The sequence below is a fragment of the Pseudoalteromonas sp. PSi26 genome (genome assembly GCF_054960575.1).
In genome coordinates, this window is record NZ_JBHNYT010000015.1 from 24,839 (window position 1) to 43,941 (window position 19,103).

Here is a 19,103-nt window from a genome sequence, read left to right on the forward strand (position 1 = left end):
AGGTTACTTTAATTTGCTTGCAACACTGACTAATTGATGAGCAAGCGAAGATACTTTATCGGCTACTTCTGGGTCGCTAATTTGGCTATTGTCATCAAAAACAGAAAACGCAGACGGTACAGCAAGTTGATCGGCAAGCACTAACGAACCAATGCCGCTTAAAATATCACGTACGTGGTTTAAACCGCGTAAACCTCCTAATCCACCCGGTGAAGTAGCAAATAAGGCCACAACTTTATTACGAAACGCCGGTACTGCACCTTGCTCAGTGCGTGAAGCCCAATCTATAGCGTTTTTTAACGGCGCAGTAATAGACCCGTTATACTCTGGGCTTGCCAGTAAAATACCATCTGCAGAGCGAAGTTTGTCTTTTAAAAGCTGGGCGTCGACTGGTGTGCCTTGCGCTTCAATGTCCTCGTTAAATAGTGGAATATCTAACTCGTTTAACTGAATAACTTCTACTTCAGCACCGGCTTGCAAAGCAAAACGTGCTGCTTCATTAATAAGTTTTTGATTAAAGCTTTCTTTACGTAAGCTGCCCGCAAGCGCGATAATTTTTGGTGCTGACATGGATTTGGCCTTTTTATGTTTTAAGTTACATACCTAATGTAGCAAACTTTTACTTGTAGAAAACCCAAATAAACGCAACACTTATGTGCGTATACGCACACAAGTTAAAGGCAGGGTACATGGCAATAAAATTTGACGACTGGCAAGACGTAAAAGTGGCCTTTGAAGTGGCCCGGCTTGGCACACTTACAGCTGCAGCAGAGGCACTAAATGTACACCACAGCACGGTACTAAGACGAATTAACAGCCTTGAAAAAAAACTAGATACGCGATTGTTTCATCGCCATGCTCGTGGTTACAAGGTAACTGAAATAGGCGCTAAATTATTTGCGACAGCGCAAACAATAGATACCTCGCTCGAACAGTTACATAACGATATTGCCGCTGCCGACAGTACTTTACGCGGAAGTTTATTGCTTACTACGGTGAGTGGGTTTATGGATGTTATGGGTGATGTATGTGAGCAATTTCAGACATTACACCCACAAGTGCAGCTTGAAGTTATTTTGGAGCAAAAACGCTTGCGGCTCGATCACGGGCAAGCACATATTGCGCTTCGTGCAGGCCCTAAACCTGATGAAGGTGATTACATAGCTCAGCACTTAGCAAAGCTTACATCGGGTTTGTATGCTAACAAACGTTACATTACAAAGCATGGTATGCCTAAATCATTAGGTGATTTATTGCAGCATAATTTTGTATCCGGAGTCGCGGGATATAATGCACGGGTACCTTATTTTGCTTGGGCAGACGAAAATATTCCTGCATCGCAAATCAAATTACGTGTATCAGAAACTGCCGAGGCTACACGCGCGATTATTAAAGGCTTAGGGATTGGTGGTTTACAACATGATGTAGCAGCGCAATATAGCGATTTGGTTCCTGTGCTACATAGTGAATTAAATTGGCCCACCGATGTGTGGTTAGTGACCCATCATTTAGTGCATCGCACCGCGAAAGTACAAGCTTTTGCAGGCTTATTAAAAGCGCATTTTAATAAACTTGCTAAGTAAAAAACAGAAGGTTTCCCGATCGAGTTATTTTTTGGCAATCAGCATTTTTTATAGTTTTACAATAAAAAGGCGCACAACAATTAGTTGTACGCCGTTTTAGTTATTAAATTACTGTGCTTTACAACGTACGTTTTTAAGCTCAATAGCGAGATCTTTTTTAGGGTAATAAAGCACGCATTGCTCGCCAATAATTTGTAAAACAAATTTTTCTGACTTTATATTATGCGCACCCATAATGGGCATGCCATTGGGATCTTTACTTGTGCCATGGCTTAGTAATAGCTCACTGCGTTTGGTAAAAACGGTGTCGGCCAGTGTAACTAGCGTGCCGCCTTTAGCTTTTATAATTGCCTGTTGCAGCACAGTTATAACGCCTGGGTTAACTTCTGTTAATAACGCAGGCTTTGCAACGGCATTACTCATACTATTACACCCTCCTATACTTATTAATACAGTGAGTACCGCCAGTAATTTTACCATTATTGCTCCTCAGACAACGTAGGCCATGTTAGGTCCATGTTACCGCGAGTAAGATCATTTGGTGCGTTTAAAGGTTGCAGTTTTTCGCTAGTTGCAGCAAAGCTTGGTACATCTACTTTACTATTAGCGACTGTTGTTGTGATTGGGCACTCGCCGTTATTGTCTATATGAAAAAGTGCTGTAGATAGTAACCTTTCGTTGCTATCACCAAGTTGATTATCAAAGTCATCACTAACAACACACCCTTGTACATCGGCATTAAATTGTGGTGTTGGTGTTGGGGTAAAGCCTGCGGCATATTCGCCAAAGCCTTTACTGTTAACGCCACTAAATTGAATGGTGTAGTAGGTTGTTCCACAGTTGTGTGTAGGCGTAAATCCGTATGGTTTACCACAGGTTGTGTCGCCAATAAGTACCACCTCTGCATCTATTCCCTTTAAGCCATTAATAAATGCTTCAGAGGCTGAACAGGTACCTGATGTACTTAGTACATACACTTTAGATAAGTTTAAATCAGGTAATTTATCGCCAGTACTAAAAAACGTTGAGTAATCTATTTCTTCGTCAATAAACGGAAATGGAGAATCAACAGGCTGTTTATCATTTTGTTGTGTTTGATAGTAAAAGCGGTTTTGTACATTGGCACTTCCTGCCACCATGTACGCTAGCTGCGCAGAAAGCGCTAATAAACCACCGCCGTTGTATCTAAAATCAATAACGAGTTCGTCTACGTTATCGGTTCTAAATTTATTTACTGCATCAATTAGGCCCTCTTGGGCAATACCTATATGACTATTAAACTGCATATAACCAACGCGCGTGTTATTGCTTGTTACAATCGTTTTTACATTTTGAACAGGCGTTTGCTCAATGTTTCCCGCTGTGACGTTAAATGTTTTTTCCGTGCCGTCGTTACTGCGGACAACGATTGTATGTGAATCACCGTTGGTTGGGCTAAATAAGCCTTCGTTTAAAGTATCAATCCCTGCTTGGGTATTGGTATTAATACTTACGCCATCAACTTCAAGTACGGTATCGCCTCGTTGAAAGCCAATTTGGCTTGCTGGTGAGTCATCTTCAAGGTAAGCAACACGTAAAATTCTATCGGCTGAATCTCCAATAAATGCCCAGTTAATACCATAACCAGAGGTAACGCCCGATTGTGCTTCTTGGAAGTAATCTTCAGAGGGTTCTGAAAAATGAAAGTTATCTTTTTTAGCGCCTGAATCGGTTAGTTCTTCAGTTTTCAGTTGAGCAAAATACTCAGCCACGGTATCGAACGATTCAGGGTCGTTATCAGCTATTTCGTCATACCACAGGTATGTTTCGTCGCTCCATGAGCGAAGCCATAGTTTTTCGTATAAGGCTGAACCAGCTTGGTCTGGGTATGGTTGGTTGTTATTAAACGGGTCACTACCTGTGCGCGGTGTTTCACAAAAGTTTTTAAGTTCGTCTGAAGGTTCAAATACACCGGCAGTCCATGTCGGTGTGTTACTAGTAGGTGGCGTGACAGGCGCTGGTGTAGTGTTGCTACCTCCGCCTCCACCACAACCTGTTAAAGCAAATACTGAGAGCGCGCTGATGATTGCAAGCGATAGTGTGTTGTTTTTAAACATATTCAGTACTTCCTGTAAATAAGTTGTTTAAAATACTACAACACCTGATTATTTATTCAACGTTTTGCTTTTTCTTTATGTAAATAATTGTGTCATTTTTTATCGGCAAGGCAGGATCTTATGTTTGCATATTAGCGGGAATATACCATTACATTTTTTGTACAGTATCTTTTAGTGCTAGGTCTTGCTTTTGCCACGCATTAAAAAGTTTTTGTTGTTGTTTTGAAATTTTTAAACCATAGGTTTTTTGCATATAAGCATAGGCGTCGGCAATTTGTTTACGGGCATAAAATGGTGGCTCAACAACACGTTGCTTAAAGTTTACTTTTACATCGCATTGGCCGTATTGAGTCGCGGCTTCACCTAGCATGCCAAAGCGGTAATTAGAACGGTCAGCGTTTATTTCGCCAATTACGGGGGCTAAGTTGTTTATGTCAGCTTCCATTTTTCGAAATTTTTCGCTGACTTTACGGCAGTTTTTACGCCCACCATTTTGCCAACATTGTAGTTGATGCCCAAACTCCCATGCCGATACAATATGCTCCCATTCAATACGTAAGGCGCGCTGGTTTACTTTGCCTGAGCGGGTAAATGTATTACGAGGTACATAGCCACAACCCGTTGGATCTGGCACTAGTTTTTTACCTTGTTTTTTAATATCACAACCGCAATACAGGCTTTTTGCATTGTTCGGTAGTGTTTTTATTAAGTGCTTTTTAGCAGTAGAGAAACGAGTAAAGTCTTTACTTGATACCGAAAAACAGACACAGCAAGCCAGTAAGGCCAAAATCAATCGGGTCATATCCATCACATACGTGAACTACAGGAGCGCCTAGTTTACTGGGTTAACAGGCAAACATACACTTATTTAAAACTGCGTTTAATCCTTATGTTTTGCAATAGCAGCAAAAAACCACTTAAACAAAAAAGTACACTGGTTGCTGCAAAGCTAATTAATAAAGGATTATTAAAGTTTTCACGTTCATCGTAATCCATAATATGTAGCATCCAAAAAAAGTCGAAAATTCGCCACAGTGTACTGCGCACAGTAATCACTTTGCCTGTATCTGATGACAAATAGAGGGTGGTGCTAAATGTATCGTTAAATTGTACTTGCCATACATTTTTTTTATAACCGCTTTCTCGTGGTCCTACAGCTAATAATGCGGTACTTTCGGGTTGAGCATCAATAAGTAAATGTGCGTGCGCATTAGCAATTATTTGCTGTTTATTCGGCGCTTTAAATGGTTGCCCAGTAATGCCATTAAAGCTTTGTTGGTTGTCTTTACTGGTTACAGTTATAAGTGGGGTGGATAAGAAATGTGTGAAGGTTATTTTGATCGGATTGGTTACTTTGGTTGCGATATCATCAATTGATGCGACGTAATCATGGCTTTTAAAAGGGTTGGCTAGCGTGCGTGTTGCTAGGTGTTTACCATGTACTTTTTCAAGCGGGATGGCGCTCATAACCAAACCGCCAAGCAACCAAGCTAGTATTTGTATTCCTAATAAATAGCCCAACCATTTATGAAGTTTACGTGCTGGTTTAAAAATTTTTTTCATGTGTGTTTATCATATTATTTTTAAAAGACATTTTACGCGATGGTTGAGCAAGGTGGGTGCGACAAAATGTCGCACTAATACATTAAAATAGCGTTTCAGCACAATAGCGCCAATTGTAAGCAGCAATAGCACTCTAAAATAAGAGTATTGCCATATAAAACGTCTATTTATAGGGTGTTGATTTGGTATAAAGGTAAAACTGCGTTAAAGTTTGCATGGTAACCATTAGAGGATAAATACGAGACAATGTCGGAAATTCAATTTTTAAATGTAGATCTAGAGCTTGAGTCAAAACAAGATATTAGTGTTCTGGTGGCCGATCTAAAAAAAGTCGCAACGATTTTACATTATGACAAAGACGAATACCGTCAATTAGCACGTATTGAGGTAGCTGGCGATGTAAAATCACCAGACAAAGCAATAAACCATATATGTGAGCTTATTGAATCGTGTTCACGCAATGCATTAAAGCAATGGTTAAGCTGCTCACGTAGAACGTTTGATATAGGGTTTGAGTCAGGCACATCGCCAAAGTGTTTTAATCAAGCTTTACATGCAGATACACTACTTCGTATATCTGCTATTGGCGCGGGTATGGAAATAACAATTTACCCTCTCGAGAAGTAACCTACGCTTTTCGCTCAACAACTGCTGCGGTCATTTTTGATACGCAGCACAGTTCGTTACGGCTGTTTGTGATTTTTATTTCCCAAACTGAACTACGTTTTCCAATATGAAATGCGCGTGCTGTTGCCGTTAATGTACCATTACGAGAAGCCTTTAAATGGCTTGCACTTATTTCTTGCCCAACACAGTAAAATTTTGTGAAATCGACAACAAAATTAGCAGCATAGCTGGCTACCGTTTCTGCCAGTACAACGTTAGCGCCGCCATGAACCATGCCAATAGGATTATGATGTGCAGGGATTGCAGGCATAGTTGCGACTAAGTAATCATCGCCTATCTCTGTTATTTCGATTCCCATGGTTTTCATTAGGGTACCTTGACCATTAATGCCTTCGTCCAATTGTTTACACAATGCTAATGTAATGGGTTGATGCCAAATACTCATATAGATTCCTTTAAATTTAATGAAGCAAGTTACTATTTTTATAGGCTATATTAGAAAGCCCCTAAAATGTACACGTAAGAAAGTAATTTGGCTATTTGAACGGGTAATTTAAATTTGCGATTTTTATTTAACTGTATATACTCACAGTTAAATGTACTGTATGGAAAACCAGTTGTATGCGCCCATTAACTAAACGCCAAGCTCAAATACTCGAATTAATTAAAGTGTTTATTAAAGACACTGGTATGCCGCCTACACGTGCCGAAATAGCACAAACGTTAGGGTTTAAAAGTGCAAATGCCGCTGAAGAACATTTAAAAGCCCTTGCCAAAAAAGGGGTGATTAAAATGAAACCAGGCGCAAGCCGAGGGATTCAACTTGTTGAAGAAGAGGAACCGGAGCAATTGGGTTTACCGCTTATTGGCCGAGTTGCAGCAGGTTCACCCATTTTGGCGCAAGAGCATGTTGAAAGCCACTGTAAAATTGACCCGTTAATGTTCAAACCAGCTGCTGACTTTCTACTGCGCGTAAATGGTATGAGTATGAAAGATATAGGCATTATGGATGGCGATTTACTTGCTGTGCATAAAACACAAGTGGCTGAAAATGGTCAAGTTGTGGTTGCCCGTGTTGATGACGATGTAACCGTAAAACGTATTGAAAAGGCAGGTCGTCAGGTATTACTTCATGCCGAAAATGACGAGTTTGCACCAATTAAGGTCGACCTCGAAACTGAGTCATTCAACATTGAAGGCTTAGCAGTGGGTGTTATTCGTAACGCGGACTGGATGTAGTTTTTTCTTATTTTATGAAAAGCGCACTATTTTGGTGCGTATTTTTATTTTTTTAAATTTATTTGTTTTTTATTCACACTCTTTCATTTCATCCTTAGCCCTTACTACCTCTCGATTTGAGCCATTTTTTTCTACGCTAAACTAAATCAACGCTCTACTTTTTACATATTTATTGTTTGTTTTTAATACAAAAAACTTGCATGCTGGTTAAATATTAACTAATTGTTAATGAACTGACGCTGGCAATACTCATCGCTTTTAAGTTTTGAGCACACACAATAAATTTGTTGCTAGCGCAGTGAATGCCAATTTTTATAAATAAAACGGCATTAATAAAAAAATAAAAATAACGAATTGGCGTTTAAGCCGTATGCCTCTTCGCTTTGCACTAGCAACAGCATCAAAGGAGTCGTCACATGGGTAAACTTAGTTGTACCTTGTGGCTTATATTGTGTGCTTTTCCGCAGTTAGCCTTGGCAAATAGCCAATTTAATATGCGTAAAGGCGTTACAGATATAAGTGAAAATGTTTACGAATTACACATGACCATATTTTTTATATGTTGTGTGATTGGGATAATAGTGTTTGCCATTATGCTTTGGGCACTCATTCATCATCGCAAATCTAAAGGAGCGGTTCCCGCTCAATTCCACGAAAGCACCAAAGTAGAAATTCTTTGGACAGCCATTCCATTTGTTATTTTAATTGCTATGGCAGTGCCTGCTACAAAAACCTTAATCGCTATGGAAGATGCCAGTAAAGCCGACTTAACAATTAAAGTTACAGGTTCACAGTGGAAATGGCATTATGAATACATGGGAGAAGATGTAGAGTTTTACTCAATGCTTGCAACTCCTCAGGATGAAATAACTAATTTAGCTGATAAAAACCCAAATTATTTACTTGAGGTAGACAAACCCCTCGTACTACCAATTAATCAAAAAATTCGTTTTTTAATGACCTCAGATGATGTTATCCACTCTTGGTGGGTACCAGACTTTGCCGTTAAAAAAGACGCCAATCCAGGCTTTATTAACGAAACATGGACCAACATAAACGAAGAAGGTATTTACCGAGGTCAGTGTGCCGAGCTGTGCGGTAAAGACCACGGGTTTATGCCTGTTGTAGTTGAGGCTAAATCTGAGGCTGATTTTAAAGTATGGCTTGCCGATGCTAAACAAGCTAAGCAACAAGCAGCTTTAGCTGATGCAGCTTTACTTGATCAAACATTACCTAAAGAAGAGCTAATGGAGCTGGGCGCTCAAGTATACATGGCAAGTTGTGCAGCATGTCATCAACCTACGGGGTTAGGGCTACCGGGCGTATTTCCGGCTCTAAAAGGCAGCCCAATTGTACTTGGCGATATAAAAGGTCATATAGACATACTTATTCATGGGAGCCCAGGTACGGCAATGCAATCATTTGCCAAGCAGTTATCTATAAAACAATTGGCTGCGGTTATTACTTACAAGCGCAATGCATGGGGTAACGATACCGGTGATGTTATTCAGCCTAGTGAGATTCAAGCAGCACTTGATGCCGACGCGGAGGCTAACTAATGAGTAGCATAGCAGAACAACCAAACGCCAATGAAGCGCATCATGCTCATCATCCAGCTAAAGGCTTTAAACGCTGGCTTTATACAACAAATCATAAAGATATTGGTAGCTTATATTTAATATTTTCGCTGACCATGTTTTTAATTGGTGGCGCCATGGCTATGGTGATCAGGGCCGAACTATTTCAGCCTGGGTTGCAGTTGGTCGATCCCCACTTTTTTAATCAAATGACTACAGTTCACGGTTTAATAATGGTGTTTGGCGCCGTTATGCCTGCCTTTACGGGATTAGCCAATTGGATGATACCGTTAATGATAGGTGCGCCAGATATGGCATTACCTAGAATGAATAACTGGAGTTTTTGGATTTTACCTTTCGCATTTTTAATTTTGCTTGCGTCTTTATTTATGCCTGGAGGGGGTCCTGCTTTTGGCTGGACCTTCTATGCTCCGCTTTCAACCACATACAGTAACGACAATACTGCCTTGTTTGTATTTGCTGTGCACATAATGGGCATTAGCTCGATTATGGGGGCTATTAACGTGGTGGTTACTATAGTTAACTTACGCGCTCCTGGTATGACGTGGATGAAACTCCCTCTGTTTGTATGGACATGGCTAATAACGGCATTTTTGCTCATTGCTGTTATGCCCGTTTTGGCAGGGGCGGTGACCATGGTTTTAACCGATAAATATTTTGCGACTAGCTTTTTTGACGCTGCCGGTGGTGGCGATCCGGTGATGTTCCAGCATATATTTTGGTTTTTTGGCCACCCCGAAGTTTACATCATGATTTTGCCAGCCTTTGGTATCATTTCAACTATAGTGCCTACTTTTTCGCGTAAAAAGCTATTTGGTTATGCATCTATGGTTTATGCCACGTCATCTATAGCACTGCTAAGCTTTATTGTGTGGGCGCATCACATGTTTACCACCGGTATGCCGGTAGCTGCAGAGCTATTTTTTATGTACTCCACAATGCTGATATCGGTACCTACCGGCGTGAAAGTATTTAATTGGGTAGCCACCATGTGGCGCGGTTCGATTAGCTTTGAAGTCCCTATGATGTTCAGCATTGCCTTTATAGTGTTGTTTACATTAGGTGGTTTTTCAGGGTTGATGCTTGCTATTACCCCCGCCGACTTTCAATACCACGATACTTATTTTGTAGTGGCTCATTTTCATTATGTATTAGTGACTGGAGCAGTATTTTCTATCATGGCTGGTGCTTATTACTGGCTGCCCAAATGGACCGGCAATATGTTTAATATCACGTTGGCTAAATGGCACTTTTGGTTGTCGTTAGTCAGTGTAAATGTGCTGTTTTTCCCAATGCATTTTGTGGGGTTAGCTGGTATGCCTCGTCGTATTCCGGACTATGCACTGCAATTTGCAGACTTCAACGCAATTATAAGTATTGGTGGCTTTGCATTTGGTTTATCTCAACTGTTGTTTGTGGTGGTTGTTTTTAAATGTGCCAGAGGTGGCGAAAAAGTCCCTGCTAAAGTTTGGGATGGTGCAGAAGGTTTAGAGTGGGAAGTTGAATCCCCTGCGCCATACCACACTTTTTCAACACCACCGGAAATTAAGTAATGACACATGCACCACTTCTTAAGCGCTTAATACTTATCAGCATAGGTATGTTTGCGTTTGCGTTTGCGTTAGTACCGTTATACGACGTGTTTTGTGATTTAACAGGGCTTAATGGGAAGCCATCGTTAGAGCAAGCACAACAAAGTACTATGGTTCAGCAAACAAGGGACGTCAGCGTGAGTTTTACTACCCATGCGCAAAGTGGTGCACCTTTTGAAGTGAAATCAAAAGAGTACAGTGTGGTTGTAAAACCCGGAGAAATGCGAGAAGTCGTTTTTAGCGCAAAAAATAGTAGTGAACTCGATAAAGTTATGCAGGCAGTACCGTCTGTTTCACCAGGCAAAGCGGCAAAATATTTACACAAAATGGCCTGCTTTTGCTTTGATCAACAACCCCTAAAAGCGGGAGAAGAGCTCGAATTTAAATTGCTTTTTTATGTTGATACAGCGCTTCCAGGTGATGTTGAAGAGCTAACTTTGTCTTACACCGTATTTGATATTAGTGAGCAACTAGTTGCCAGTAATAACTAGCAACAAACACTAGTGCGAAACTAGGAGCAAGTAAAATGAATCAAGAACATGAGCATTATTACGTACCAGAGCAAAGCCCGTGGCCCATTGTAGGGGCGGTTGCGTTGTTTTTTATCGCCGTAGGCGCAGGCTTAACTGTTATGGAGGTTGGAAAAGAAGGAGGTAGCGGTGTTTATTTGCTTTATGCCGGTATAGCCGTTCTTTTATATATGTTATTTGGCTGGTTTAAAAATGTTATACACGAGTCAGGCCAAGGGTTGTACTCAGCACAAATGGATCGTTCTTTTCGACAAGGCATGAGTTGGTTTATTTTTTCTGAGGTTATGTTTTTTATGGCCTTTTTTGGTGCGTTATTTTACGCGCGTATGATTTCGGTGCCTTGGTTGGGGGGCGCGGGTAACAACGCTATGACCAATGAGGTTTTGTGGCCTACTTTTGAAGCTATGTGGCCTTTAGTTGTTACACCTTCCGGTGATACAACCCAAGCTATGGGGTGGCAAGGGCTACCATTAATTAATACCTTAATTTTAATCGCGTCATCAGTTACGTTGCATTTTGCCCATGTCGCAATGGAAAACAATAAACGCAAACCACTTAAAGTATTTTTAGGGCTTACGGTGCTATTAGGTGTGTGCTTTTTAGCATTGCAAGTAGAAGAATATGTTCATGCATATAACGACCTAAACTTAACATTAGATGCCGGTGTTTACGGGAATACATTCTTTTTGCTTACTGGCTTTCATGGCATGCATGTCACGCTTGGAGCCGTACTTTTATTTGTTATTTTAATACGAATATTAAAAGGGCATTTTACAAAAGAAAAGCACTTTGCATTTCAAGCTGCTGCTTGGTATTGGCATTTTGTTGATGTGGTATGGCTGTGCTTATTTGTATTTGTATATGTGCTGTAACGTTTATGGGCGAACTGTTTGCCTTTATAAAACCGAGCTTAACTGCTGCAATTGCAACCACTAATACAATAACCGAAAACAACACTCGGCGACCTAAAAAATGAGACATAGGTCGTCCGTTTGTTTTCCCTGACACCATAATAAATAACGCTCTAAATAAGTTAAAAAGTATAAACATTAACAACAGTACAATAATAATTTTAATAATCACTGAGTTGACCCTTTATGCAAGTAGTTTTAAGGCACAAACAAAAGCTTAGTTCAATAATCACAATTTGTATGGTTGTGGTTGTTGTGCTGGTATGTGTGCGCCTAGGTTTTTGGCAATTAGAACGAGGTGAAAAAAAACAGCAACAGCTCACTGCCATTGCTCAAATACAAACTCATGGTGTTATGAGTTGGTCGCAGTTGCTTAATTTACCAAAGCAGTGGAATAAAACCGGCGTCTTAGTTGAGCTTAAAGGGACACTTTTAAGCGAACATTACTGGTTGTTAGATAATCAAGTATATAACGGACAAGTGGGTTACGACCTACTCGCCCTGTTAAAACCAAATAATGATATGCGTGCAGTATTGGTTAATTTAGGTTGGGTGAGAGCCCCACTATCACGGAATATTTTACCTACAGTAGTTATTCCCCAAGGTGAGTTTACGGTCAAAGCACAAATTAAAGAGAATAACCTCAGTAGTTTTACCCTAGAAGATAAGACTTCGAGTGGTGATCTGCCCAAACGCATTCAATCAATCGACTTAAGCTTTATACAATCACAAACTAATTTCCCATTGGTTAACTTTATGGCTTACCGCCAAGGTGAGGGTGATGAAATTGCGATACCGCATTACGAAGCGGTTGTAATGAGCCCACAAAAACATAACGCCTATGCAGTGCAGTGGTTTTTAATCGCCTTTGCATGTGTTGTTGTAGCCATTTTTGCGAGTAAAAAAAGGAATAAAAATGAAAAATAAACCCCTTTTATTGTTTGTAACCTGTTGTGCTATTCCTTTGCTTTTAGCTTATGGTGCGCTCAAATTTGATTGGTTACCCAGTGCGGTTACAAATCATGGTGAATTTCTAGATGAAGAAATAAAACTAGAAAACTGGCAACAAAATAACCCTAAACAATGGACGATAGCGCTTAATTATTCGAGTGAGTGCAGTGCGTCATGTAACGAGCAACTTGAGGCGCTTAATAATCTTTACATAGCACTAGGTAAAAACCAAGGCAAGGTAGATATGGCTGTTATGGGGAGCCCTTCACAAGCAGACTTACCATGGAAAAAAATGGCCCAGCAAGCAAGCTTGACCCCCGCAAGTTTGTATTTAATTGATCATATGGGGCTTGTGGTACTTGAGTACCCATACAAAGCAAAGCCTCAAGAAAACCGCTTAGTTCAAAAAGGGCTATTAAAGGATTTAAAAAAACTACTTAATTATTCTCGTTCAAGCTAATCCGTTTAGTGTGAGGTTAAAGATGTACAAAAATTATAAGAATTGGGTTTTATTGACCGGACTTTTTGCCTTAGTTGTTGTTGCATTAGGTGCTTACACTCGTTTGAGTGATGCAGGACTGGGTTGCCCAGACTGGCCAGGGTGTTACGGTTTTTTAACGGTTCCTAAACACGAAGCTGATATTGCTTTAGCGACACAAAGTTACCCTGACATGGTGTTTGAAAAAGCGAAAGCCTGGAAAGAAATGATTCATAGGTATTTTGCAGGCACCTTAGGGCTGATGATCTTAGCGTTGTTTATTGTTGCTTTTTTAAAGCGCCAATTTCCAACTACCCCATTGAGGCTAACATCTTTGTTGTTATTGCTTGTTGTGTTTCAGGCTGCATTAGGAATGTGGACTGTCACTATGAATCTGCAGCCACTTATTGTAATGGGGCATTTGCTAGGTGGCTTTAGTATTTTATCGTTGATTACTTTGCTGTATTTAAGGTTAACAGCAAAACCCATTATGGGGGGAGATGAGGGCGCTAAGCGGTACTTCGGGTTGAGTTTGATTGCGCTTTTTGTATTGGTTTTGCAAATAGCGTTGGGGGGTTGGCTTGCGGCTAATTACGCAGCACCACACTGTAATGGTTTACCTTTATGCGATTACGCTCAGCCTTTTTCATTGAGTAGTGTTTTTCAATTACCGTTTGAGCACAGCAACTACGAGTTTGGTGTGCTGTCACAGCAAGCAAGAATGTCCATCCATTTATTACACCGCATTTGGGCATTAGTGACCTGCATCGTATTGGCGCTTGTTATGTGGAAAATTTACAGCCACGCTTATTCTCAAAAAATTAAAAGCTGCGTAATAGCGGTATTGGTCACTTTATTTTGCCAAATTAGCTTAGGGCTTATTTTGGTACATTGGCACTTTCCGTTAGGGGTTGCACTGGCGCATAACTTAATGGCTGCCATACTGTTATTAAGTATGGTTAGGTTGTGTTATTACCTAAAATCACGCTCATAAAGGAGAAATATAATGGCACTAACAATTAACAAAAAAATAATACAGCCTGTACATACTCAATCACTTAGCTTGCGTGCTTACGACTTATTACAAGATTACTTAGCCATCAGTAAATTTAAAGTAGTGGCTATGTTGGTTTTAACAGCTTGGGTTGGATTAGCACTGGCCCCTGATGTTGGACGCGGAATAGGCGTTCAAGTTATTAGCTTATTAGGAATAGGCCTGTTGTCTGCTGCCGCTGCCGTTATTAACCATGTAGTGGATAGCGAAATAGACTCTAAAATGGCAAGAACGCGTCATCGCCCTGTTGCTAAAGGGCGTTTAAGTAAAACACATGCATTAACGTTTGCGGCAAGTATTGGTATCGCTGGTTTTATCATGCTTCTGGTGTGGGCTAATACGCTTACAGCAATATTAACGTTATTTGCATTAGTGGGTTATGCCTTTATTTATACGTCATTTTTAAAACGTGCGACACCTCAAAATATTGTAATAGGCGGACTTGCTGGAGCGATGCCGCCATTGCTTGGTTGGGTATCTGAAACAAACCAAATGGCAGCAGCGCCGTGGTTGCTTGTCATGATTATATTTACCTGGACCCCACCTCATTTTTGGGCTTTAGCCATTGCTCGAAAAAGTGATTACGAGCGTGCAAAAATTCCAATGCTGCCGGTAACCCATGGTATCGACTTTTGTAAAACATGTGTGGTTGCATACTCAGTTTTATTGGCCTTAGTGTGTGTGATGCCATACTTAATTGGTATGTCAGGAGGTATTTACTTAGTTGGAGCTTGTGCGCTAAATAGTGTGTTTATGTACAAAGCCATTAAGTTAAAATTTGCAGCTAATAACGACAAGGCTATGGATTTATTTCGTTTTTCGATAGTGCATTTAATGGTACTCTTCGTGATCTTATTTATAGATAAATGGCTCCCTTTATGAAGCGATTATGGCTTTTAGTAATTGTTATTTTAAGTTTATTCTTATCAGCGTGCTCAAGTGAAAATGATCCTCAAAATTTAAATGCACTTGTTTATGAAGACGCTAAATCACTTTCGGATTTTACGTTAAAAAATCAGCACGGCGAACCAGTGACAAAAGAACAATTTAAAGGGCAATGGAATTTAGTGTTTTTAGGGTACACAAGTTGTCCTGATATTTGCCCGTTAACATTGGCTAAGTTAAACGCAGTTTATAAAGAGCTGGAAGCTGATTACCCATTACAAATATGGTTTGTGTCGGTCGATCCAAACAGAGATACAGCAGAAAAACGAAAACAATATATAGATTACTTTAACCCCAATTTTTTGGCTGTTTCTGGGCAGCACAAAGATCTTTTTCCAGTAGTGAGAGAGCTTGGCCTAATTTACGCAATTAGTGATACAACAGAAGCTGATTATGCGGTTGATCATAGCGCATCAGTTGCGTTGGTTGATGATACTGGAGCGCTAAGAGCTATTTTTAAACCTGAGTTTAAGCAAGGCAGTGTGCCGCTTATAAATTCAACTCAATTAATGCAAGAGTTTAAAGTTATTGCAAACTACTACTAAAAACTGACTTTTTAAATTTTCATGTATTTTAAGGGGGTTTTAGGCTCCCTTTTTTGTTTTTTCATTCCTGTTTATAAATTTATTAAACTTTTTTTTGACCCTTTTATGGCAATTTTAACAACTAGAGCTAAGCTTTTGTTATGAATTGAAATGAAAGGGATTACACAATTTTAAATGTTAAAACTTCCAAGCGAACTTGTGATTACCCAAGTTGAAACGCTCCACCAAGACTTACTACAAGAACTCAATAGCAACGACGATATCAGTCTTGATATTAGCGATGTAGTGTCTGCAGATACTGCATCTATTCAGCTGTTATGTGCGCTTCAAAAACACTTACTTACCATCCAACACAAAATTATATGGGTCGGCAGTAGTGCAGCATTAGCACATACCATAAATCAGCTTGGCTTAAGTCATTATTTAACAATCGAAAGAAATAGTTAGAGGTTTATATGAAAAAAATCTTAGCAGTTGATGATTCAGCATCAATGCGTCAGATGGTGAGCTTTACCTTAAAAACCGCAGGCTTTGATGTAACAGAGGCCAAAGACGGCAGTGAGGCATTGGCTATTGCTAAGCAGCAAGGTTTTGATGCGGTTATTTCAGATGTAAACATGCCCATTATGGATGGTATTACATTAATTCGAGAGCTACGTACATTACCCGATTATAAATTTACGCCATTACTTATGCTAACAACCGAGTCGGGCTTAGAAAAAAAGGTAGAAGGTAAAGCGGCTGGTGCAACAGGCTGGATAGTAAAGCCATTTAATCCTGAGCAGTTACTAGCGGTGATTAAAAAGGTTATTCGTTAGTCAAGGAGCGCAAAGTGAGTATAGATTTAAGTCAATTTTTTGAAGTTTTCTTTGAAGAGAGTTTTGAAGGCCTCGATACCATGGAAGCTGAGCTTTTAAACTTAGTACCCGGTGAGGAAGACTTAGAAACTATTAACACTATTTTTAGAGCCGCTCATTCAATAAAAGGGGGAAGTGGGACATTTGGTTTTTCATCGGTGTCTGATTTTACTCATGTACTTGAAACCTTACTGGACCAAATTCGTCAAGGCGAGCGCACCCTGACAACCGAGCACGTTAATTTATTACTTAAAGCGGTTGATTGCCTTCGTTCGTTACTGGCTGGATTGCAGGCAGAGCAAGAGCCCGACTTAACTGAAGCCGATACTCTACGAGCACAATTTGAAGAAGTGCTAGGAATAAATAGCACAACGCAAGAGTCCAGCATTCAAACGTCTGATAATCAGTCTGATAGCGATACATACCAAATAGACTTTAAGCCTCATCATCACTTATTTAAAACAGGTAATGAACCACTCATTATGATTAGTGAGCTTGAGCAGTTAGGCGAGTTAGATACCACCGTTTTTTATGATGAAGTCCCTGAAATAACCAATTTGAGTAGTGATGAGTGCTTTTTACATTGGCGTTTTTTCTTAAATACCAGCCATGGTGAAAGCGCAATTAAAGAGGTGTTCGAATGGGTTGAAGATGATGCTGATATTACCATTGAACCGTGTGGCGGCCTGTTTACTGATGAGTTACCCGCTCCTGAAAATGACAGTAGTACAGTAGCTCAAGAGCCATTAATCCAAGAGCCAGAGCCAAAGCAGGCGGAACAAGCTAAGCCCATAAAGCCAACCTCTGCTAATACTAATAAAAAATCAACAACACCCGAGTCGACTTCTATTCGCGTTGGGATTGATAAAGTTGACTCATTAATAAACATGGTGGGTGAGCTTGTTATTACTCAAGCTATGCTTAATCAACTTAGCGAGCAAGACATTACGCCAGCAACAATTACGGCATTGCAAGAAGGTTTAGCGCAACTTGCGCACAACACTCGCGATTTACAAGAAAACGTAATGCGTATCCGCATGTTGCCTATTAATTTTGTATTTAGCCGTTTCCCACGTTTGGTTCGCGACATTGCGCAAAAGCTAAATAAACAGGTTGAATTAAAGCTGATAGGCGAGCAAACCGAATTAGACAAAACCGTGATGGAAAAAATTTCTGATCCTATGGTTCATCTGGTTAGAAACTCATTAGATCATGGCCTAGAAACGGTTGAGGAAAGACTGCAAGCCGGAAAAGATCCTGTAGGAACGGTCACTTTAAATGCATTTCACCAAGGTGGAAATATTGTTATTGAAATAATGGATGATGGGCAAGGGCTAAACACTAAAAAAATTCAAGAAAAAGCCATTGCTAATGGACTGATCTCTGCCGACAACCATCTTAGCAATGAGGAAATAAACGAGCTTATATTTATGCCTGGTTTTTCCACTATGGATGAAGTGAGTGACTTATCTGGCCGTGGTGTTGGTATGGATGTCGTTAAGCGTAATATTCAGTCATTAAATGGTTCTGTAGAGGTTACATCCGCGCCTGGTGTAGGATCAACGTTTACAATTAGATTACCACTTACACTGGCTATTTTAGATGGCCAATTAGTTAAAGTGGCCCAGCATACTTATATTATTCCGCTTATTTCTATTGTTGAATCGCTGCAAATCGATATTGCCAAGGTAAGCCGTGTAGGCAAAAACCTAGACGTACTTAGATTGCGTGATGAATACATTCCAATTTTAAGGCTCTACGATATTTTCAATCATGATAACGCCATTGAATCTCTCGATAAAACCTTACTTGTCGTAGTAGAAACTGACAACCAAAAGGTGGGTTTATTGGTAGATGACCTCCTATCGCAACAACAGGTTGTTATTAAAAGTTTAGAGGCAAATTATCAAAAAGTGGATGGTATATCCGGTGCGACTATTTTGGGCGAGGGACGGGTTTCATTGATAGTTGATATAAGCGGGTTGATAAAGCTTTCAGGTTTAAAAAAGCCGGGCAGCCAAGAGTTGAGTATTGAGTCGCAAGCTGCTTTGGAGGCGTTATGATTTCGGAGCTAAATCTGCAGCAGCAAAAGGGCGTGAAACAGTTTTTAACATTCATTATGGCTGATGAAGAGTACGGCGTAGATATTTTAACTGTGCAAGAAATTCGTAGCTGGGAGGAAATAACCGTTTTACCCAACGCTCCCGAATTTGTAAAAGGCGTTATAAATTTGCGTGGCACCATAGTGCCGATTATTGATTTAAGGCTGCGATTTGGTTTGCCCAGTATAGAGTATGGGCCGCTTACAGTGGTAATTGTAGTAAAAATAGAGTTTGAGCACGACAGTAAAATTATTGGTATTACCGTTGATGCCGTTTCTGAGGTTTACAGTATTTCAGAGCAAGACGCCAAAGCGGTACCAAGTATTTCAGAAACAAATAACGACGATTATGTGGCAGGGTTAGTTAACGTGGGTGAAAAAATGGTGGCGTTAATCGACTTGCAAAAAACAATGAATATTTAGAGTCAGTATT

At 40.1% G+C, this 19,103-nt stretch carries 23 protein-coding genes; 16 read left to right on the forward strand and 7 right to left on the reverse strand.

Translation table 11 applies throughout. The features are described from left to right. Nucleotides 1-3: 3 nt before the first annotated feature. Nucleotides 4-570, reverse strand: coding sequence for an NADPH-dependent FMN reductase (locus ACFI34_RS15065; protein ID WP_462674088.1), 567 nt, complete (start codon nt 568-570; stop codon nt 4-6). 119 nt (nt 571-689) lie between these two features. Between ACFI34_RS15065 and ACFI34_RS15070 the strand changes: the two genes are divergently transcribed. After that, nucleotides 690-1,583 (forward strand): LysR family transcriptional regulator, encoded by an 894-nt coding sequence (locus tag ACFI34_RS15070; protein ID WP_462674089.1) that lies wholly within the window; start codon nt 690-692, stop codon nt 1,581-1,583. A gap of 108 nt (nt 1,584-1,691) precedes the next feature. Here the strand turns inward: ACFI34_RS15070 and ACFI34_RS15075 are convergent, their stop codons facing one another. From ACFI34_RS15075 to ACFI34_RS15090, 4 genes are all read right to left on the reverse strand, one after another. After that, nucleotides 1,692-2,063, reverse strand: a complete 372-nt coding sequence (locus ACFI34_RS15075) for a hypothetical protein (RefSeq protein ID WP_462674090.1) — start codon at nt 2,061-2,063, stop codon at nt 1,692-1,694. Beyond that, on the reverse strand, nt 2,063-3,679 hold the full coding sequence (locus ACFI34_RS15080; RefSeq protein WP_462674091.1) for a S41 family peptidase: 1,617 nt from the start codon (nt 3,677-3,679) through the stop codon (nt 2,063-2,065). The genes ACFI34_RS15075 and ACFI34_RS15080 overlap by 1 nt, the downstream gene beginning before the upstream one ends. Nucleotides 3,680-3,827: 148 nt before the next feature. Continuing rightward, nucleotides 3,828-4,481, reverse strand: a complete 654-nt coding sequence (locus tag ACFI34_RS15085) for an endonuclease (protein WP_462674092.1) — start codon at nt 4,479-4,481, stop codon at nt 3,828-3,830. 62 nt (nt 4,482-4,543) lie between these two features. Further along, entirely contained in the window at nt 4,544-5,242 is a 699-nt protein-coding gene (locus ACFI34_RS15090; protein ID WP_462674093.1) for a hypothetical protein, read from the reverse strand. A gap of 246 nt (nt 5,243-5,488) precedes the next feature. Here ACFI34_RS15090 and ACFI34_RS15095 point away from each other — a divergent pair, with 246 nt between their 5' ends. Next, nucleotides 5,489-5,869, forward strand: coding sequence for a hypothetical protein (locus ACFI34_RS15095; protein ID WP_006793771.1), 381 nt, complete (start codon nt 5,489-5,491; stop codon nt 5,867-5,869). Nucleotide 5,870: 1 nt separating this feature from the next. Here ACFI34_RS15095 and ACFI34_RS15100 read toward each other — a convergent pair whose 3' ends face one another. Next, nucleotides 5,871-6,314: a PaaI family thioesterase gene (locus ACFI34_RS15100; protein WP_006793772.1), complete on the reverse strand. Its 444-nt coding sequence runs from the start codon at nt 6,312-6,314 to the stop codon at nt 5,871-5,873. Nucleotides 6,315-6,490: 176 nt separating this feature from the next. On the opposite strand from ACFI34_RS15100, the gene lexA reads away from it, so the two are divergent. From lexA to ACFI34_RS15125, 5 genes are all read left to right on the forward strand, one after another. Next, nucleotides 6,491-7,108: a transcriptional repressor LexA gene (lexA, locus tag ACFI34_RS15105; RefSeq protein WP_006793773.1), complete on the forward strand. Its 618-nt coding sequence runs from the start codon at nt 6,491-6,493 to the stop codon at nt 7,106-7,108. A gap of 416 nt (nt 7,109-7,524) precedes the next feature. Continuing rightward, nucleotides 7,525-8,667 (forward strand): cytochrome c oxidase subunit II, encoded by a 1,143-nt coding sequence (gene coxB / locus ACFI34_RS15110; protein WP_462674094.1) that lies wholly within the window; start codon nt 7,525-7,527, stop codon nt 8,665-8,667. Beyond that, nucleotides 8,667-10,259, forward strand: coding sequence for a cytochrome c oxidase subunit I (ctaD, locus tag ACFI34_RS15115; protein ID WP_006793775.1), 1,593 nt, complete (start codon nt 8,667-8,669; stop codon nt 10,257-10,259). Before coxB ends, ctaD begins: the two co-directional genes overlap by 1 nt. Next, nucleotides 10,259-10,789 carry a cytochrome c oxidase assembly protein gene (locus ACFI34_RS15120; RefSeq protein WP_462674095.1) on the forward strand — a complete coding sequence of 177 codons (531 nt, stop codon included), beginning with the start codon at nt 10,259-10,261 and terminating at the stop codon, nt 10,787-10,789. The genes ctaD and ACFI34_RS15120 overlap by 1 nt, the downstream gene beginning before the upstream one ends. A gap of 35 nt (nt 10,790-10,824) precedes the next feature. Further along, complete coding sequence (locus ACFI34_RS15125) at nt 10,825-11,700, forward strand: cytochrome c oxidase subunit 3 (RefSeq protein ID WP_462674096.1); 876 nt, start codon at nt 10,825-10,827, stop codon at nt 11,698-11,700. Here the strand turns inward: ACFI34_RS15125 and ACFI34_RS15130 are convergent. Further along, nucleotides 11,600-11,911 carry a DUF2909 domain-containing protein gene (locus ACFI34_RS15130; RefSeq protein ID WP_462674097.1) on the reverse strand — a complete coding sequence of 104 codons (312 nt, stop codon included), beginning with the start codon at nt 11,909-11,911 and terminating at the stop codon, nt 11,600-11,602. The two genes, ACFI34_RS15125 and ACFI34_RS15130, sit on opposite strands and share 101 nt — an antisense overlap. 14 nt (nt 11,912-11,925) lie before the next feature. Between ACFI34_RS15130 and ACFI34_RS15135 the strand changes: the two genes are divergently transcribed. The 9 genes from ACFI34_RS15135 (at nt 11,926) to ACFI34_RS15175 (ending at nt 19,093) form a co-directional block, all read left to right on the forward strand. Further along, on the forward strand, nt 11,926-12,666 hold the full coding sequence (locus ACFI34_RS15135) for an SURF1 family protein (RefSeq protein ID WP_271479717.1): 741 nt from the start codon (nt 11,926-11,928) through the stop codon (nt 12,664-12,666). Then, a complete protein-coding gene (locus ACFI34_RS15140) occupies nt 12,656-13,150 on the forward strand; it encodes a transmembrane cytochrome oxidase associated protein (RefSeq protein ID WP_462674098.1) in 495 nt (164 codons plus the stop codon). Before ACFI34_RS15135 ends, ACFI34_RS15140 begins: the two co-directional genes overlap by 11 nt. A gap of 22 nt (nt 13,151-13,172) precedes the next feature. After that, nucleotides 13,173-14,162 (forward strand): COX15/CtaA family protein, encoded by a 990-nt coding sequence (locus ACFI34_RS15145; RefSeq protein ID WP_462674099.1) that lies wholly within the window; start codon nt 13,173-13,175, stop codon nt 14,160-14,162. Between the two features lie 12 nt (nt 14,163-14,174). Continuing rightward, nucleotides 14,175-15,104 (forward strand): heme o synthase, encoded by a 930-nt coding sequence (cyoE, locus tag ACFI34_RS15150; RefSeq protein ID WP_462674100.1) that lies wholly within the window; start codon nt 14,175-14,177, stop codon nt 15,102-15,104. Beyond that, nucleotides 15,101-15,712, forward strand: coding sequence for an SCO family protein (locus ACFI34_RS15155; RefSeq protein WP_462674101.1), 612 nt, complete (start codon nt 15,101-15,103; stop codon nt 15,710-15,712). The genes cyoE and ACFI34_RS15155 overlap by 4 nt, the downstream gene beginning before the upstream one ends. Nucleotides 15,713-15,886: 174 nt before the next feature. Next, entirely contained in the window at nt 15,887-16,159 is a 273-nt protein-coding gene (locus ACFI34_RS15160; protein ID WP_010557759.1) for an STAS domain-containing protein, read from the forward strand. Between the two features lie 8 nt (nt 16,160-16,167). Beyond that, the gene (locus tag ACFI34_RS15165; protein ID WP_006793785.1) at nt 16,168-16,530 is read left to right on the forward strand and encodes a response regulator; all 363 of its coding nucleotides are present in this window, start codon (nt 16,168-16,170) and stop codon (nt 16,528-16,530) included. A gap of 14 nt (nt 16,531-16,544) precedes the next feature. Beyond that, on the forward strand, nt 16,545-18,632 hold the full coding sequence (locus ACFI34_RS15170) for a chemotaxis protein CheA (RefSeq protein ID WP_462674102.1): 2,088 nt from the start codon (nt 16,545-16,547) through the stop codon (nt 18,630-18,632). Further along, the gene (locus ACFI34_RS15175) at nt 18,629-19,093 is read left to right on the forward strand and encodes a chemotaxis protein CheW (protein ID WP_006793787.1); all 465 of its coding nucleotides are present in this window, start codon (nt 18,629-18,631) and stop codon (nt 19,091-19,093) included. Before ACFI34_RS15170 ends, ACFI34_RS15175 begins: the two co-directional genes overlap by 4 nt. The last annotated feature ends 10 nt before the right edge of the window (nt 19,094-19,103 follow it).

Bases quoted from the DNA above. Each gene is read 5' to 3' on its own strand.
- ACFI34_RS15090 (WP_462674093.1), bottom strand. From the start codon at position 5,242: ATGAAAAAAATTTTTAAACCAGCACGTAAACTTCATAAATGGTTGGGC.
- ACFI34_RS15095 (WP_006793771.1), top strand. From the start codon at position 5,489: ATGTCGGAAATTCAATTTTTAAATGTAGATCTAGAGCTTGAGTCAAAA.
- ACFI34_RS15070 (WP_462674089.1), top strand. From the start codon at position 690: ATGGCAATAAAATTTGACGACTGGCAAGACGTAAAAGTGGCCTTTGAA.
- ctaD (WP_006793775.1), top strand. From the start codon at position 8,667: ATGAGTAGCATAGCAGAACAACCAAACGCCAATGAAGCGCATCATGCT.
- coxB (WP_462674094.1), top strand. From the start codon at position 7,525: ATGGGTAAACTTAGTTGTACCTTGTGGCTTATATTGTGTGCTTTTCCG.
- ACFI34_RS15075 (WP_462674090.1), bottom strand. From the start codon at position 2,063: ATGGTAAAATTACTGGCGGTACTCACTGTATTAATAAGTATAGGAGGG.
- ACFI34_RS15085 (WP_462674092.1), bottom strand. From the start codon at position 4,481: ATGACCCGATTGATTTTGGCCTTACTGGCTTGCTGTGTCTGTTTTTCG.
- ACFI34_RS15125 (WP_462674096.1), top strand. From the start codon at position 10,825: ATGAATCAAGAACATGAGCATTATTACGTACCAGAGCAAAGCCCGTGG.
- ACFI34_RS15165 (WP_006793785.1), top strand. From the start codon at position 16,168: ATGAAAAAAATCTTAGCAGTTGATGATTCAGCATCAATGCGTCAGATG.
- ACFI34_RS15100 (WP_006793772.1), bottom strand. From the start codon at position 6,314: ATGAGTATTTGGCATCAACCCATTACATTAGCATTGTGTAAACAATTG.
- ACFI34_RS15160 (WP_010557759.1), top strand. From the start codon at position 15,887: ATGTTAAAACTTCCAAGCGAACTTGTGATTACCCAAGTTGAAACGCTC.
- lexA (WP_006793773.1), top strand. From the start codon at position 6,491: ATGCGCCCATTAACTAAACGCCAAGCTCAAATACTCGAATTAATTAAA.
- ACFI34_RS15135 (WP_271479717.1), top strand. From the start codon at position 11,926: ATGCAAGTAGTTTTAAGGCACAAACAAAAGCTTAGTTCAATAATCACA.
- cyoE (WP_462674100.1), top strand. From the start codon at position 14,175: ATGGCACTAACAATTAACAAAAAAATAATACAGCCTGTACATACTCAA.
- ACFI34_RS15080 (WP_462674091.1), bottom strand. From the start codon at position 3,679: ATGTTTAAAAACAACACACTATCGCTTGCAATCATCAGCGCGCTCTCA.
- ACFI34_RS15175 (WP_006793787.1), top strand. From the start codon at position 18,629: ATGATTTCGGAGCTAAATCTGCAGCAGCAAAAGGGCGTGAAACAGTTT.
- ACFI34_RS15140 (WP_462674098.1), top strand. From the start codon at position 12,656: ATGAAAAATAAACCCCTTTTATTGTTTGTAACCTGTTGTGCTATTCCT.
- ACFI34_RS15120 (WP_462674095.1), top strand. From the start codon at position 10,259: ATGACACATGCACCACTTCTTAAGCGCTTAATACTTATCAGCATAGGT.
- ACFI34_RS15065 (WP_462674088.1), bottom strand. From the start codon at position 570: ATGTCAGCACCAAAAATTATCGCGCTTGCGGGCAGCTTACGTAAAGAA.
- ACFI34_RS15155 (WP_462674101.1), top strand. From the start codon at position 15,101: ATGAAGCGATTATGGCTTTTAGTAATTGTTATTTTAAGTTTATTCTTA.
- ACFI34_RS15145 (WP_462674099.1), top strand. From the start codon at position 13,173: ATGTACAAAAATTATAAGAATTGGGTTTTATTGACCGGACTTTTTGCC.